The sequence below is a fragment of the Nonomuraea sp. NPDC050663 genome (assembly GCF_044456985.1).
Classification (GTDB): domain Bacteria; phylum Actinomycetota; class Actinomycetes; order Streptosporangiales; family Streptosporangiaceae; genus Nonomuraea.
This window is the reverse complement of record NZ_JBITGL010000004.1, coordinates 652541-668257: the sequence shown is the minus strand read 5'-3', so window position 1 is coordinate 668257 and position 15717 is coordinate 652541. Positions and strand designations below refer to the sequence as shown.

Annotated in this window: 13 protein-coding genes; 8 read left to right on the top strand and 5 right to left on the bottom strand. The window is 71.3% G+C overall.

The genetic code is table 11. The annotated features are described in order from the left end of the window. Window positions 1-22: 22 nt before the first annotated feature. The 7 genes from ACIBH1_RS15935 to ACIBH1_RS15905 all read left to right on the top strand — a co-directional run bounded on the left by ACIBH1_RS15935 (window position 23) and on the right by ACIBH1_RS15905 (window position 9417). A complete protein-coding gene (locus ACIBH1_RS15935; RefSeq protein ID WP_397314476.1) occupies window positions 23-2059 on the top strand; it encodes a glycosyltransferase family A protein in 2037 nt (678 codons plus the stop codon). Further along, complete coding sequence (locus ACIBH1_RS15930) at window positions 2056-2835, top strand: alpha/beta hydrolase (RefSeq protein ID WP_397314475.1); 780 nt, start codon at window positions 2056-2058, stop codon at window positions 2833-2835. The genes ACIBH1_RS15935 and ACIBH1_RS15930 overlap by 4 nt, the downstream gene beginning before the upstream one ends. Before the next feature lie 89 nt (window positions 2836-2924). Next, on the top strand, window positions 2925-3716 hold the full coding sequence (locus ACIBH1_RS15925; protein ID WP_397314474.1) for an Fpg/Nei family DNA glycosylase: 792 nt from the start codon (window positions 2925-2927) through the stop codon (window positions 3714-3716). Between the two features lie 93 nt (window positions 3717-3809). Then, window positions 3810-5606, top strand: a complete 1797-nt coding sequence (locus tag ACIBH1_RS15920) for an ABC transporter ATP-binding protein (protein ID WP_397314473.1) — start codon at window positions 3810-3812, stop codon at window positions 5604-5606. Between the two features lie 21 nt (window positions 5607-5627). Beyond that, the gene (locus ACIBH1_RS15915; RefSeq protein WP_397314472.1) at window positions 5628-6881 is read left to right on the top strand and encodes a serine hydrolase domain-containing protein; all 1254 of its coding nucleotides are present in this window, start codon (window positions 5628-5630) and stop codon (window positions 6879-6881) included. A gap of 67 nt (window positions 6882-6948) precedes the next feature. Further along, window positions 6949-8508: a glycosyl hydrolase family 18 protein gene (locus ACIBH1_RS15910; protein WP_397314471.1), complete on the top strand. Its 1560-nt coding sequence runs from the start codon at window positions 6949-6951 to the stop codon at window positions 8506-8508. Between the two features lie 21 nt (window positions 8509-8529). Further along, window positions 8530-9417, top strand: coding sequence for a rhomboid family intramembrane serine protease (locus tag ACIBH1_RS15905; RefSeq protein ID WP_397314470.1), 888 nt, complete (start codon window positions 8530-8532; stop codon window positions 9415-9417). Window positions 9418-9453: 36 nt separating this feature from the next. Here ACIBH1_RS15905 and ACIBH1_RS15900 read toward each other — a convergent pair whose 3' ends face one another. From ACIBH1_RS15900 to ACIBH1_RS15890, 3 genes are all read right to left on the bottom strand, one after another. Next, window positions 9454-10737 (bottom strand): arylsulfatase, encoded by a 1284-nt coding sequence (locus tag ACIBH1_RS15900; protein WP_397314469.1) that lies wholly within the window; start codon window positions 10735-10737, stop codon window positions 9454-9456. Window positions 10738-10915: 178 nt separating this feature from the next. Then, the gene (locus ACIBH1_RS15895) at window positions 10916-11731 is read right to left on the bottom strand and encodes a GNAT family N-acetyltransferase (RefSeq protein ID WP_397314468.1); all 816 of its coding nucleotides are present in this window, start codon (window positions 11729-11731) and stop codon (window positions 10916-10918) included. A 58-nt stretch (window positions 11732-11789) separates the two neighbouring features. Beyond that, window positions 11790-12611, bottom strand: coding sequence for a hypothetical protein (locus ACIBH1_RS15890; protein ID WP_397314467.1), 822 nt, complete (start codon window positions 12609-12611; stop codon window positions 11790-11792). 103 nt (window positions 12612-12714) lie between these two features. On the opposite strand from ACIBH1_RS15890, the gene ACIBH1_RS15885 reads away from it, so the two are divergent. Then, window positions 12715-13485 (top strand): phosphotransferase, encoded by a 771-nt coding sequence (locus ACIBH1_RS15885; RefSeq protein ID WP_397314466.1) that lies wholly within the window; start codon window positions 12715-12717, stop codon window positions 13483-13485. Here ACIBH1_RS15885 and ACIBH1_RS15880 read toward each other — a convergent pair. Beyond that, complete coding sequence (locus ACIBH1_RS15880; RefSeq protein ID WP_397314465.1) at window positions 13482-14846, bottom strand: dihydrolipoyl dehydrogenase family protein; 1365 nt, start codon at window positions 14844-14846, stop codon at window positions 13482-13484. The genes ACIBH1_RS15885 and ACIBH1_RS15880 overlap by 4 nt on opposite strands. 156 nt (window positions 14847-15002) lie before the next feature. After that, window positions 15003-15692 (bottom strand): DUF899 domain-containing protein, encoded by a 690-nt coding sequence (locus ACIBH1_RS15875; protein ID WP_397314464.1) that lies wholly within the window; start codon window positions 15690-15692, stop codon window positions 15003-15005. Window positions 15693-15717: the final 25 nt, after the last annotated feature.

The window sequence follows — 15717 nt, the reverse complement described above, 5'->3', positions numbered from 1 at the left end:
CGCACCGCCGTTGGGAGAATCCGTGACCCCAGATGCACGATCGACGCTGTTCCACCACGAGTGGACCCACCGCAGGAGATCCGAGCCGGCGGAGGTCACCCTGGGCAGTCCTCTGCTGGCTCTGCACATGAGCTCGGACGTGGACGATCTGCGTGCCGAGCAGATCCTGCTCGCCCGGGAGGTCCTGCGCGCCCGCGAGGAGGGCGACAAGGTCTTCGACCTCCAGCGCCGCGTCGTCGAGGGCTTCCTCGACGGCCGGGAGGCCCACTTCGGCGCGGACGAGTGCGGTCCGCTCCCCGACGCGGAGATCCTGGCCCGCGAAGGCCGCGACGTGTTCGTCGTGGTCAAGTTCATGGACGAGGCGCCGCACATCGCCGACACCTTCCGCTCGCTGCTCAACCAGCAGGGCGTGGACCTGGGAAGGGTGGTGATCGTCGCCGTCGACAACAACTCCACCGACGGCTCCGACCAGATCGTCAAGGCCATCATCGACCACAACAGGGGACCGGCCCGCGTCGTCTACCTGAACCAGACCCGTCCCGGCGCCGGTCACGCCGCCAGGCTCGGCGTCGACACCTCCATCGCGACCGTGCTGCGCATGTGCGAGACCGACGGAGACTGGAGCCGGCTGCAGGACGCCGTGATCGCGCTGTCCGACGGCGACACGGTCTACCACCCGCACGTGCTGCGCGAGGTGCTGCGCGTCTTCCACGACGACCAGGACGTGGACGCCGTCATGCCGTTCCTCGCCTACAAGGCGACGGCGGCGCTGCGCCTGTTCGACGGCTACCAGGCCGCCTCTCCCGACGAACTGGCCTGCCTGGCCGACAGGAGCACGATCACGGAGATCGACGTCGACCTGTCCGGCCTGCTGGCCTTCGACCGGCTGCCGCGGTGGCGGCGCAGGGCCGTGGGCGACGAGATGGAGCTGACCACCGCAGCCGGCGCGGTGGTGCGGGTGCCGATGCCCGCGACCGACAAGCACGGCCGCCGCTTCGGCACGGTGCGCGACCCGGCGGGCCGGCTCGCCCACGTTCTCGACGACCGCACGATCGTGCTGGCGGAGGCGCCCGTCTCCGGATGGGACGCCGCGCTGGTCTTCCTCGAGAACGGCGGCGTGCGCCGCGACGAGAAGTGGCGCTGGCACGCCGTCGTGGGCCACGACATCTTCCTGACCTGGTTGTTCGACGGCATGGGCGTGCCGGAGGCGATGGTCTACCCCGACACCAGCGACGCGCTCAAGGCCATCAGGACCTGGGCGTTCGCCATCGGGGGCCAGCACCAGTTGCGCAGGCCGGGCCTGCGCATCGTGACCGGCAGCGACTACCAGACCGGCCGCGTCCTGCAGGCCACCGGCTGCACCGTACGGCTCGGCCCCGCGAGCGCCTACGCGGAGACGGAGATCGACCGGCTGATCAAGATGGCCAGGAACCTGATGAAGGGTCAGCCGGTGTTCTACGGCCAGACCCGCGACTCGGCCATCGAGCGCGCCAGCGGCCTGTACGTGCACATGACGCGCATCCAGACCGACATCGAGGCCGAGGTGCGCGGCTACGACGACGCCGCCTTCGAACGGACGATCTTCCCCGAGCGCCTGCTGTTCCCCCTGCGCTGGATCTTCCAGAACGCCCTGCGCTTCTACGCCCACGAGGACCCGAGGGCGCGCCTGCTCGTCCGCGAAGGGCTGCTGGAGGTGTTCTTCCCCGGCAGGGCCGCGCAGGTGGAGGCCAGGTGGTTCTCGGAGGCCGCGGTGGTGCGCATCCGCCGTGCCGGACACGACGAGCGGCTCGACCTGGCGGAACGGCTGGCGGAGGAGCTGATCGCGGAGCACCACGAGGAGATCATGGGCTGCTACCGCCGTACGCTCGCCGACTTCCTCACCCGCCAGGGTGTGCACGCCGACCGGTACGACTGGCTCCTGGACGGCCTGGAACGTACCAGGAACGCCCTGCGGGAGCGGCCGCCGGCCGTCGACCCGGCGGCCGTCTGGGGCGAGGGCGAGTTCGTGATCGACGTCGAGCGCGGCCAGGCCGTGCACGTGAGGGGGCAAGCGGAATGAAGGTGAACCTGTGGCTGGGCCGCCCGCCGCACGCGCACGGGGACGGGGCCGACGACATCCCCTTCCTCGACGTGCATCTGCCGGCGCCCGAGCGCGCGGGCGGCGCGGCCATGTTGTTGCTGCCGGGCGGGGCCTACACCTTCCTGTCCGACAAGTCCGGCATCCAGTACGCGGAGTGGCTCGCCGACGCCGGCATCGCCGGCATCGTCGTGCACTTCCGGCTGGGCTCGGCGGGCTACCGCCACCCCGCCGTCCTGGCCGACGCCTGGCGCGCCCTGGACCTGGCCCTCCGCCACGCCGGCGGCTGGGGGATCGACCCCACGCGCATCGGCGTGATCGGCACCTCGGCGGGCGGGCACCTGGCCGCGATGATGCTCGCGGGCGTCACCGGCCCCGGCGACGAGCGGCGCGAGACCCGGCCGGGACTCGGCGTGCTCTGCTATCCGGTCATCTCCCTGAGCGATCCGCTCGCCCACCACGAGACCAGGGGCAACTTCCTCGGCGCGCAGGCCGACGACAAGGACCTGCAGGCCAGGTTCTCGGGCGAGCTGCTGGTCGACGACTCGACGCCGCCGTGCTTCCTGTGGCACACGCTCGACGACCCCGAGGTGTCGGCGGGCAACACGCTCGCCTACGCGCGGGTGCTCCACGAGCACGGCCTTCCCTACGAGCTCCACCTCTACCAGGAGGGACCGCACGCGCTCGGCCTGGCCCGCGGCACCGGGCTGCACTGGACCGACGACTGCCTGCGGTGGCTGCGCGGGCACGGTTACTGAGCCCGCTCCGACGGCGGCGGCACCGGGACGAAAGTGCCGCCGCCATCGGCTATAACCGAGAGGAGACAGCGCGGAGTTGGGAGAGGCCTTTGCCAGAGGGGCACACGATCCACCGGCTGGCGGCCGAGTTCCGTGCCCGGTTCGTCGGCAGGGGCGTGCGGGTCAGCAGCCCGCAGGGCAAGTTCAGCGACGGCGCCGCCCTGCTCGACCGCTCGGTGATGACCGACGCCGACGCCTACGGCAAGCACCTGTTCCTGCACTTCGGCCCGCGCTACATCCACGTGCACCTCGGCCTGTTCGGCAGGCTCGACTTCACGCGGGCGCCCAACGACGACACCGTGCGCCTGCGCATCACGCACCGCACCAGGATCGCCGACCTGCGCGGGGCGACGGCGTGCGAGCTGCTCGACGACCGCGCCCCGCTGCTGGCCAGGCTCGGGCCTGATCCACTGCGCGACGACGCCGAACCCTGGCTCGCCTTCCGCCGCGTACGGCGCAGCAGGCTGCCCATCGCGGCGCTGCTCATGGACCAGAAGGTGATCGCGGGCGTGGGCAACGTCTACCGCGCCGAGGTGCTGTTCCGCCACGGCATCGACCCTGACAAGCCGGGGGAGCGGGTCTCGCCCGCCGAGTGGGAGTCGATCTGGCGTGACCTGGTCGAGCTGATGGCCGAGGGCGTGCGGCTCAACCGCATCGACACCGTGCGGCCCGAGCACACCCCCGAGGCGATGGGGCGCCCGCCGCGGGTCGACGACCACGGCGGCGAGGTGTACGTCTACCGCCGGGCCGGGCAGCCGTGTCACGTGTGCGGCACCGAGATCCGCACGGCCGTGCTCGCCACGCGCAACCTGTTCTGGTGCCCGCGCTGCCAGAGCGGCTGAGCGCCGGATACCGCTGGACGGAAAACCGTTCGCTCCTGCCGTACCCCCGAGGTCACCATGGCGAGGTTGGTTTCGCCGATCCAAGGGGGTGGGATGGAGAACCGAAGATCCGCCGTCCTTCTGACGCTCCGCTACTACAGTCAGGAACTGCGCAGGCAGTGGCGCGTGGGAGCGGCCGCGCTGGTCTCGCCCGCGCTGGGCAACATCTGCCTGTTCTACCTGCCGCCGCTGGCCGTGGCCGCGCTCGTGGGGCACGTCGCCGGAAACGGTGAGAGCACCGTCGGCGCGCTCCTGCCGTACGTCCTGGCCTTCGGCGGGCTGATGCTCGCCGGTGAGGCGTTGTGGCGGGTCGGGCTGCACTTCCTCAACCGCCTCGACTCCCGGGGCATCGAGCGGCTCGGCGCGCAGGGCATGGACGAACTGCTCGCCAAGGACGCGGCGTTCTTCCACGACAACTTCGCCGGGTCGCTGACCAAGCGGGTGCTGAACTTCTCCTCCGGGTTCGAGGAGTTCGGCGACCTGCTCGCCTTCCAGATCATCGCCAAGGTGGTGCCGCTGGCCTTCGCCTCGGTGGTGTTGTGGCAGTACGACCCGATCCTCGTCTTCGTGCTGCTCGGGCTGATCGCCTTCACCGCCCTCGTCGCCGCTCCGCTGATCCGCCGCCGCCAGGCGCTGGTCGACGCGCGGGAGGCGGCCAAGGTGCGGGTGTCGGGCCACGTGGCCGACGTGCTGTCCAACATGGACACCGTGCGGGCCTTCGCTGCCGAGCGGCGCGAGCTGGCCGAGCACCGGGTGCGCCTGGCCGAGCAGCAGAAGCTGACGCTGCGCTCGTGGGACTACAGCAACCTGCGGGTCGACATGGCCGTCGCCCCGCTGTCCGTGCTGACCAGCACGATCGGCCTGCTGCTCGCGGCGATGCTGCGCGGCGGGCTGGGCATCGAGGCGATCGTGGTCACGTTCACGTACTACATGAACGCGACCGGCATCATGTTCGAGTTCAACCAGATCTACCGCCGGCTGGAGAGCGTGCTCACCGAGGGCGCCCAGTTCACCGAGCTGCTGCTGGTCCCGCCCGTCGTGGTGGACCCGCCCAGCCCGGCGCCGCTGCGCCCGGCCGGCAGCGGGGTGCGATTCGAGCGCGTGACCTTCGCGCATCAGGGCAACGAGCCCCTGTTCGAGGCGCTGGACCTCGACATCCCGGGCGGGACCAGGATCGGGCTGGTGGGCCGGTCCGGCGGCGGCAAGAGCACGCTGACGCGGCTGCTGCTGCGGCTGATGGACGTCGACGGCGGCCGGATCCTCGTCGGCGGCCAGGACATCGCCCGGCTGCGCCAGGCCGACCTGCGCAGCCTGATCGCCTACGTGCCGCAGGACCCGGCGATGTTCCACCGCACGCTGCGCGAGAACATCGCCTTCGCCCGGCCGGGCGCCACCGACGCCGAGGTACGGCAGGCGGCGCAGGCGGCGCACGTCACCGAGTTCGCCGAGGCGCTGCCCGACGGCTTCGACACCCTGGTCGGCGAGCGCGGCGTCAAGCTCTCCGGCGGCCAGCGCCAGCGGGTCGCCCTGGCCCGCGCCATCCTGCGTGACGCCCCGATCCTGCTGCTCGACGAGGCGACGAGCGCGCTCGACTCCGAGAGCGAGATCCTCGTGCAGGAGGCCCTGTGGCGGCTGATGCGCGACAGGACCGCGCTCGTGGTGGCACACCGGCTGAGCACGGTGGTCAGCATGGACCGGCTGGTCGTGCTCGACCAGGGGCGCATCGTGGAGCAGGGCACGCACGCCGAGCTGCTGGAGGCGGACGGCTCGTACGCGCGGTTGTGGCACCACCAGTCCGGTGGATTCCTGGTCGAAGAGGACGAACGCGAGCAAAATCCCGTCAGCCGGTAAAAGTCCGTAAGATTCACGGTCATGATCAACGTGAGTCGCAGGAGCCTGCTGATGGCCGGCGCGGCGGCGGTCCCCGCCGTCGCGCTCGGCGCCCGTCCCGCCACAGCCGCCGCTCTACCGGCGACCGGGACCCTTCCCTCCCAGCTCGCCCCCTTCGACCAGGCAGTCCAGAACTACATGAGCGAGCGCGCCATCAGCTGCGGGCAGCTGGCCGTCGCCAAGAACGGCAAGCTCCTGCTCGCCAGGGGGTACGGCATGTACTCCTTCACCCGCCCTTACCGGTGGTACGCCCGCGTGCAGCCCACCTCCCTGTTCCGCGTCGCCAGCCTGTCCAAGAGCATCACCGCCGCCGCGATCCTGCGCCTGGCCCAGGACGGCAAGCTCAGCCTCACCGCCCCCGTGACGACCTTGCTGGGCCTCTCGTCCGCCGCCGACCCGCGCCTGGAGAAGGTGACGTTGTGGCGGCTCATGCAGCACACCGGCGGCTGGGACCGCACGGTCACCCGCGATCCGGTGTGGAACGACCACACCGTCGCCGCCTCGCTCGGCACCGGGCTGCCGGTCAGCCACGCCGACATCATCAAGTACGTCACCGCCCGCCCGCTCGACTTCGACCCCGGCACCAAGGTCGCCTACGCCAACTACGGCTACCTTCTGCTCGGCCGGATCATCGAGAAGGTCACGGGGCAGAGCTACGAGTCGTACGTGCGGTCGACGCTGCTGGAGCCGCTCGGCATCACCCGCATGCGCCTGGGCGCCACGCTCCGGGAGGAGATGCCCAGGACCGAGGTCGTCTACAAGTCGGCGCTGACCGCCAAGACGGTGCTCAACGGCTCGGGGGCCACCGTGCCCTATCCGCACGGCGGGTTCAACATGGCCAACCACGACGCCAACGGCGGCTGGATCGCCTCGGCCGTCGACATGGTGCGCTGGGCGAGCGCCTTCGACTCCACCAGCCCGGTGCTCAACGCGACCTCGCGCACCCGGGCGTTCGCCAAGCCGGAGACCGGGGTCAACTCCTACGGCTCCTGGTTCGGCTGCGGCTGGTCGGTGCGCCCGGCGGGCACGGGGCTCAACACCTGGCACGACGGTTCCATGCCGGGCACCTTCACGCTGCTGGTGCGCCAGTCGGCGGGCGTCACGTGGTGCGTGTTGTTCAACCGGCGCGAGGAGGAGGGCTCGCCCGACTTCGACGTCATCGACCCGGTGCTCTGGGAGGCCTACCGCAAGGTGACGAGCTGGCCCACCAAGGACCTGTATCCCACGTACTTCTGAGCCATGGACAAACGGCGGAATGGTTAGGAAACTTTCTTGTAAATAAACAAGGAAGGGTCCACCCCCCATGAAACGACCATTCCGTCCGCTGGCCCTGGCCATCTCGGTGTTACTGGCCCTGACCGCCGTGGTCCTGGCCCAGAACTCCGCCCAGGCCGCGAACCTCCTGTCCAACCCCGGCTTCGAAACCGGAAGCCTCTCGCCCTGGTCCTGCGGCCTCGGCTCGGTCGTCACCACCCCGGTGCGCTCGGGCACCGGGGCCCTGGCCGGGGCGGCCAGCGGCTCCGACAACGCCCGGTGCGCCCAGACCGTCAGCGTGCGCCCCAGCACCACCTACACGGTGTCGGCCTGGGTGCGCGGCAACTACGTCTACCTGGGCGTCACCGGCGCCACCTCCCGCTGGACCAGCTCGGCCTCCTACAGCCAGCTCAGCTTCACCTTCACCACCGGCGCGAGCCAGAACACCGCCGAGGTCTACCTGCACGGCTGGTACGGCCAGGGCACCTACCACGCCGACGACGTCAGCCTCGACGGCCCCGGCGGCCCCAGCCCGAGCCCCACGGTCACCTCCAGCCCGACCGCCAGCCCCACCGTGACCGCCAGCCCGACGGCCAGCCCCACGATCAGCCCCACCGTCAGCCCCACGCCCACCATCACCCCGACCGGCCCCGACACCTGCGCCGTCAAGAGCAAGCCCGCGGGCAAGGTCCTGCAGGGCTACTGGGAGAACTGGGACGGCGCCATCAACGGCGTGCACCCGCCGTTCGGCTGGACCCCGATCACCGACGCCCGCATCCAGCAGCACGGCTACAACGTGATCAACGCCGCCTTCCCCGTCATCCGCTCCGACGGCACCGTGCTGTGGGAGGACGGCATGGACGCCACCGTCAAGGTCTCCACCCCGGCCGAGATGTGCGCGGCCAAGGCGGCGGGCGCCACCATCCTCATGTCGATCGGCGGCGCCACTGCGGGCATCGACCTGAGCTCCAGCACCGTCGCCGACCGCTTCATCGCCACCGTCGTGCCGATCCTCAAGCGCTACAACTTCGACGGCATCGACATCGACATCGAGACCGGGCTCACCGGCAGCGGCAACATCAACACGCTGTCGGCGTCGCAGGCGAACCTGATCCGCATCATCGACGGCGTGCTGGCGCAGATGCCGTCGAACTTCGGCCTCACCATGGCGCCCGAGACCGCCTACGTCACCGGCGGCAGCGTCGTCTACGGCTCGATCTGGGGCGCCTACCTGCCGATCATCAAGAAGTACGCCGACAACGGGCGGCTGTGGTGGCTGAACATGCAGTACTACAACGGCTCGATGTACGGCTGCAGCGGTGACTCCTACTCGGCGGGCACCGTCCAGGGCTTCGTGGCGCAGACCACCTGCCTCAACACCGGGCTGGTCATCCAGGGCACCACGATCCGCGTGCCGTACGACAAGCAGGTCCCCGGCCTGCCCGCCCAGCCGGGAGCGGGTGGCGGCCACATGTCGCCGTCGCTGGTCAGCCAGGCGTGGAACTCCTTCGGAGGGCAGCTCAAGGGCCTGATGACGTGGTCGATCAACTGGGACGGTTCGAAGAACTGGACCTTCGGCGACAACGTGAAGGCGTTGCAAGGGAGATAAATCACTCAATAAGGTGCCCCAGTGAATGAGCAGGTGACCCCGGCTTGCTACCGGCATCCCAAGACCGAGACCTACGTCAGGTGCACTCGTTGTGACCGCCACATCTGCCCGGACTGCATGCGCGACGCGGCCGTCGGCCACCAGTGCGTCGAGTGCGTGCGCGAGGGCAACAAGACGGTACGGCAGGCCCGGACGGTCTTCGGCGGCAGGGCCGGAGCACAGCCGGTGGTCACCTACGTCCTCATCGGGATCATCGTGGCCGTCTACGTCGCCGACCTGCTGTGGCCGTGGCTGAACGACAGGTTCGACAGCCTCGGCATCGGCATGCTCGACGTGGACGGCCAGTCCTACCAGTACGACCCCGACCAGGACATGGATGCGGTGGGCATCGCCGCCGGCCAGTACGAACGGCTGGTGACCTCGGCCTTCCTGCACCTGCCGCTCAGCCAGGGCGCCGCCCAGTCCCTGCTGCACATGGTGCTCAACGTCTACTGGATCTGGACGCTCGGGCGCGTGGTGGAGCAGGCCCTGGGCGCCTGGCGCTACACCGCCCTCTACCTGCTGTCGGCGATCGGCGGCTCGGTCCTGGGCTACCTCGTCGACCCGGAGCAGCCGGCGGTCGGCGCCTCGGGTGCGGTCTTCGGCCTGGCCGCCGCCTACTTCGTCTTCGCCAGGCGGCTGGGCTACGACGCGACCCGGCTGCTCATGTTCTTCGTGATCTGGATGGTCATCTCCGCCGGTTTCACCTCCTGGCAGGGGCACCTGGGCGGCCTGCTGACCGGAGGCGCGGTCGCGGCCGCCCTGGCGTACCTGCCGCGCAGGCAGCATGCGGCGGGGCTGGCCGGAGTGCTGGTGCTCCTGGCCGTGCTGGTGGCGCAGCAGACGGCACAGCTGACCGCGCTGATGTGAGCCCAGCGGTCCGCCACCGTCGTCTCGGGTGAGCGGCTAAACGGACGGGTGGGACATCCACGAATCCCGCATCAGGCCGACCAGCTCGTCCGCGAGATCGGAGCGCTCGTAGGCCAGGTCGCGCCGCTCGCCCGGGTCGGTGGCCAGGTTGTAGAGCTCGACCTCCCACTCGGAGTCTGGCGCCTCACGGTCGACGCCGGGAGCGAACCGCACCGCCTTCCACCTGCCCCGCCGTACGGCCTCGGCGACCCGCTTGCCGCGGCCGTACTCGGCGGCGTTGGCACGGCGGGTGGTGTACCACTCCCGCCTGTACCAGTAGAGGAAGTCGTGCCCGACCTTGCCAGAACCGGTGAGGGCGGGCAGCAGCGACCGGCTGTCGGTGCCGGCGGGCAGCGTCGAGCCCGTCAGGTCGGCGACGGTCGCGGGCAGGTCCCAGAGCGCGACCGGCTCGCTCACCGTCGTGCCTGGGCGGGCGACGATCGACGGCGACCAGGCGATCAGCGGCACCCGGATGCCGCCTTCGTACAGGTTGCGCTTGTATCCCCGCAGCCCGCCACCGGCGCGGAAGAGCTCGGGGTCGACGCCCTTCTCCTCGTGGGCGCCGTTGTCGGAGGCGAACAGCACCAGCGTGTGGTCGGCCACGCCGCTCTCGTGCAGCGCCGCCATGATCGCCTTGACGTGGCGGTCGAGCCGGGTGATCTGCGCGGCGTGGCCGCGATTGGCCTCGCTCCACGGGTGATCGCGATATCGGCCCAGGTCGGGCACGGTGCTGGGGGCGTGCGGCAGGTTGGTGGCGAAGTAGAGGAGGAAGGGCGAGTGTCTCGCCGACCTGATGAACTCCACCGCCTGCTCGGCGAACAGGTCGGGCGCGTAGACCCGCTTCATCGGCACACGGCGGGTGCCGCTCCACAACTGGGTTGGCCGGTAGCGGTGCGCCTTGCGGTGGGTCAGATAACCCTCGAACCGGTCGAAACCGCGCTGGAGGGGGTGCGACTCCTGCCCCGGTGTGTCGGGGCCGAAGCCCCACTTGCCGATGCAGGCCGTGCGGTAACCGGCCGATCGGGCCAGCTCCGCGAACGTGAGGTCGGTGAGCGACGACTGCGGCAGGCCGGGCGCCGGGTTCTCGCGGACCATGCCGTGGCCGGTGTGCCTGCCGGTCAGCATCGCCGCCCGCGAGGGCGCGCAGACGGGCGCACCGCCGTAGGCGCCGGTGAAGCGCACACCCTCGGCGGCCAGCCGGTCGAGGGAGGGGGTACGGATCGTCCGCTGGCCGTAGCCGCCGAGCTGGCCGTGACCGAGGTCGTCGGCCAGGATGACCACGATGTTCGGCTTGCGTAACCGGGACGCGGACGCAGGCGGGGAAGCTGAAGCGGACACCGAGGCGGGTGTCGCGAGCGCGGTCGCCAGACCGCCGGACGCACCGAGGAACGTGCGCCGCGAAAGGGGGTGGGTCAACGTACTCCTGTTCCCCGATAGGAAGTCTAGGGAGCCGCCCCGGCTACCCCATGGAGATCAGGATAGGGGCGACATAGCGTGCCCTGTCGCCCCCGACCGCGTCGGCGCCGTGGATCATCGTCGGCAGCTCGTTCTCGCCACCCGCCATGCCGTTGTCGACGATCCAAGCGCGCAGGTCAGGAAAGCCGCTCAGCACATCGAGACGCAGCGGGCGGTCGGCGCCGCGGGCGGCGGCCACGACCAGGTCACGCGCCACCTCCTCCGAGGGCGCGACCACCGGACCGATCACGCGATGGCTTCCGGCGTTCCAGGCGATCGCGAAACCGTCGTCTGCCACCACCGTCTGCTCGGCGACCGTCAGCAGGTGGGTGAGGACGGCGCTCCGGTCGGCGCCGGCGGTGCGGTGGTCGAGGCGCAGGATGCGCTCGTGGTCGCCGGGGGTAGCCGGGCGAGCCGACGGTGTGGGCAGGTCGGGCAGGGAGCCGTGGTGGATCGTGAGCGTGCCGGTGGGGCGGAAACCGAGGCGCTCGTAGACGGGGCGGCCGAAGCGGGTGGCGGTCAGCTCCACCGACCGCTTGCCCGTCTGCTCCAGGGCGTGGCGCATCAGGGTGCTGCCCAGGCCCCGCCTGCCGTAGCGGTCGGCGACCAGCATCATGCCGACGGCGGTCAGATCGTCGCCGTAGTGGGTGAGGACCACGCAGCCCGCCAAACCGTCACCGTCGTCGGCGTCGATGGCATGGACCTCGCCGTGGGCGAACATCAGCCGCCACTTGGCGGGGTCGGTGTCCCACCCGCGGTCCTCTTCGAGGCGCTTGCAGGCGGGGAGCTCGGACGGGTCGAGGCGGCGGATGGCAGTCACGGGACCCGAACATACGGCAGGACGGGGGGCGGTTGAAGAGGGGCGGGCGGCCAGTTGATCAGCCCAGGCTGAGGAGACCCGCGTTGACCACGCCGCGGCCGAAGGGGCGGGCGAGTTCGGCCAGGCGCGCGCACCCGTCCTCGCCGAGCGCCGCGTAGGCGGGCAGTGCCAGCGCGTCCGTGCGGGCCTCGATGTGCTGCCGCAGGGCCGCGCCCTCGGCGCTCAGTCCGTCGCCGTCGAGCAGGCCCCGCGAGCGCAGTCGCTCCTCGGCGGCCGCCCACTCCTCCTCGGGCCATGCCCGGCTGATCTTGAGGAAGGCGACCGGCACGTCGCCGCTCGCCGCGTGGAGCACCAGCGCCTCCAGCCCGCCGACGCCCTCGGCCAGCAGCATGGCCACGTGCCCGTCGCCGCGGAACTCCCTCAGCAGGGTCTGCGCGTGCCACAGCCGTTCGATCGGCTCGTCGGGCCAGGGCAGCGCGGCGTGGGCGGCGAACAGGGGCCGTCCCTGCGGGTGTTCGCAGGCCGCGAGTGCCGCCCGCCTGGCCAGTTCCAGGGTTTCGTCGAGTCCCGGCAGCTCGTGGAGTCCCGCCCGACGCAGTGCGGCGCCCGCGGCCTCGACCCGGGCGGCCAGCATCCGCTCGGGGGTGACCACCTCCCAGGCCTGCGGCAGCGCCTGCCGTACCAGGTCGGGGCAGAAGTTGTAGAAGGTGGCGATGACCAGGTCGGCGGAGGCGCGGCCGAAGGCGGCGCCGCGCGAGGCGAAGTAGCCGGCCATGCCCTTCAGCCCGAGTTCGGACCATCGCAGCCCGGCTTCGGGGACGAAGTAGATCATGCCGTGCACTGGTTCGAGGCGTCGCCAGGCCTGTCGTGCTGACTCCATGAGACCGAACGTAGTTCTAGTGTTGGCGTGTGTGCAAGACCAGGCCCAGGGGCCACATCACTGTCTCTGGACATTACGCTTACCCGATCTCATGCTGGCGTGAGTGAGCAACGGCGTGGGGATCCTCCTGGACGGCGGCAACGATCGGGGCGCGATGCGCGTGGGCACGGCGGTCGTGCGCAGACCCGGACCGTGGACCCCGGCGGTCCACGCGTTGTTGCGGCACCTGGAGCGCAAACGGTTCCCCGGAGCGCCGCGCGTGCTGGGCTTCGACGGCGAGGGCCGCGAGCAGCTCACCTTCCTCGACGGCGAGACCATGGGCAGCCGGCAGGTGTGGCCGGGCTGGACCCGCACCGACGACATCCTGCGCCAGGTGGCGTGGTGGCTGCGCGACTACCACGTCGCGGTGCGCGACTTCGTGCCGCCGGGCGACGCCGTCTGGCGCTGCGGCGACCAGTGGTCTCCCGGGCTGATCATCGGCCACAACGACGCGAGCCCCTACAACGCCGCCTGGGACGAAGGACGCCTGACCGGCTTCTTCGACTGGGACTTCGCCGGACCCGCCACCGTCTTCTCCGATCTGGCCTGGACCGCCATGTGCTGGGTGCCCATGCACGCCAGGCACGTGGCCGCGGGCGAGGGCTTCGACGACTTCGCGGGACGGCCCCGCCGCCTGCACATGTTCCTGCGAGAGTACGGCTACCGCGGCCGGCCGGAGGCGATCGTGCAGGAGGTGCGCGCCCGCATGCTGGCCAGGGCGGAGATCATCCGCCAGCGCGCCGCCACAGGGGAGGACCTGTTCGTGCGCCTCCTCGACTGCGGCGTCGCGGGCGACATGGCGCTGGCCGCCCGCGAGCTGCAGGACTTCTTCTAGAGCCCGTACTCCTCCAGCAGCCGCAGCCACACCTCGCTCACCGTGGGGAAGGCGGGGACGGCGTGCCAGAGCACCTCGAGCGGCACCTCGGCGGTCACCGCGATCGTGGCGGCGTGCAGCAGCTCGGCCACGCCGGGACCGGCGAACGTGACGCCGAGCAGCACCTTGCGCCGCTCGTCGACGATCGCCTTGGCCCTGCCCTTGTAGCCGTCGCCCAGCAGGTAGGCGCCGGACACGTCACCCAGGTCGTACTCCACCACGCGGATGTCGAAGCCGTCGGCTCGCGCGGCCTCCTCGGTGCGGCCGACCGAGCAGATCTGCGGATCGGTGAAGACCACCTGCGGGACCGGGGCGGTGGCCCGCAGCGCCGGTCCGTCGTCGGGCTCGCCCTTCGCGCGGGCGACGATGACGTCGCCGCAGACCCTGGCCTGGTACTTGCCCATGTGGGTGAGCAGGCTGCGGCCGTTGACGTCGCCCACGGCGTACAGCCAGTCGCTGCCCTTGACCCGCATGCTGTCGTCGACGTCGGCGCTGTCGACGCCCAGGCCGTCGAGCGCGGGGTGACGGCCGGTGGCGACGAGGATCTCGTCGGCCTCGATCGTGCCGCCGCCGGCCAGGTGCACCACGACCTGCTCCGCCGTACGCTCGACGCGTTCGGCGGAGGCGCCGAATCGCACGTCGATGCCGGCCGAGCGCAGCGACTCGGCGAGGAGCTCGCCCGCGAACGGCTCGACGCGGCCCAGCAGCCGGTCGTCGCGCACCAGCATGGTGACCTCGCCGGCGCCCAGGAAGTGCAGCGCCTGCGCCATCTCGCAGGCGACCACGCCGCCGCCGATCACGACGAGGCGGCGCGGGACCTGCTTGACGGTGGTCGCCTCGCGGCTGCCCCAGGGGCGCGCCTCGGCCAGGCCGGGCACCGGCGGGACGACGGGGACGCTGCCGGTCGCCACGACGACGGCGTGGCGGGCGGTGAGCCTGGTGACCTCGCCGTCCGGGCCCGTCACCTCCACGACCTTGGGCTCGACGACCGTGCCGCGGCCGCGGACGAACTCGGCGGGCAGCTTGGTGATCCACTCGACCTGGCCGGAGTCGTCGAGGTTGGAGACCGCCTCGTCGCGGCGCGCCAGGACGGCGGCCACGTCGACGGGCTCGGTCGCGGGCAGGCCGGGCACCCGGCTGACCTCGTCGGCCAGCTCCATCGGGCGCAGCAGGGCCTTGCTGGGGATGCAGGCGTAGTAGGAGCACTCGCCTCCCGCCAGGTGGTCTTCGACGACCGCGCAGGTGAGGCCGCCTCGCACGACCCGGCCGGCGACGTTCTCGCCCGCCGGGCCCGCGCCGATCACAATCACGTCAACGTCCACGTCGCCTCCCCGTTTCTTCCCTCAGGGCGACTCTAACGGCCCACCCGGGGACGAAGGGCGCCCGGGTGGGCGGGGGTGGACGCGAGGCCCGGGCTGCCCGGGAGGCGGGCGGCCGGGGCGGCAGGTGGCGAACGCGTGGCGGCGAGGCCGGGGCGGCTAGCCGGCGTCCTCGCCGTACAGCGCGGCGATGTCCTTCGACCCCGCCCACCCGCTGTACGTCGGCGACTTGGGCCAGCCCTCCGGGGAGTCCTGCCACTCCTCCTGCCGCCCGTAGGGCAGCAGGTCGATCAGCGGGAACGAGTGGCTGAGCTGCTCGGTCCCCCTCCCGTTCGTGTGCCACGTCCGGTAGACGTCGTCCCCGTCCCGCAGGAACACGTTGACCGCGAACCCGGCGTCCGGCGGGGCGTCGACGTCGGCGCCGAAGGGGCTGCCGGCCGTCGAGTACCAGGTCATGCGGTTCCCCACCCGCCGCTTGTAGGCGAGCGCCTCGTCGATGGGCCCCTGGGTGACGATGACGAACCGCGCGTCGTAGTTGTCGAGGAACTCCAGCCGCGTGTACTGCGAGGTGAATCCGGTGCATCCCGGGCACTGCCACTCCTTGCCCGGGAACCACATGTGGTTGTAGACGATCAGCTGCCGCTTGCCCTCGAAGATGTCGGCCAGCTTGACCGGCCCCTGCTCGCCTTCGAGGACGTAGTCGGGCATCCGCACCATCGGCAGGCGGCGGCGCTGGGCGGCGATGGCGTCCAGCTCCCTGGTCGCGGCCTTCTCGCGGACGCGCAGGGCGTCGAGTTCGCGCTTCCAGGTGCCGGCGTCGACGACGGGCGGGAGTGCGTTGGCGCTCATGGTTCCTCACTGAAGAGTTGGCGAT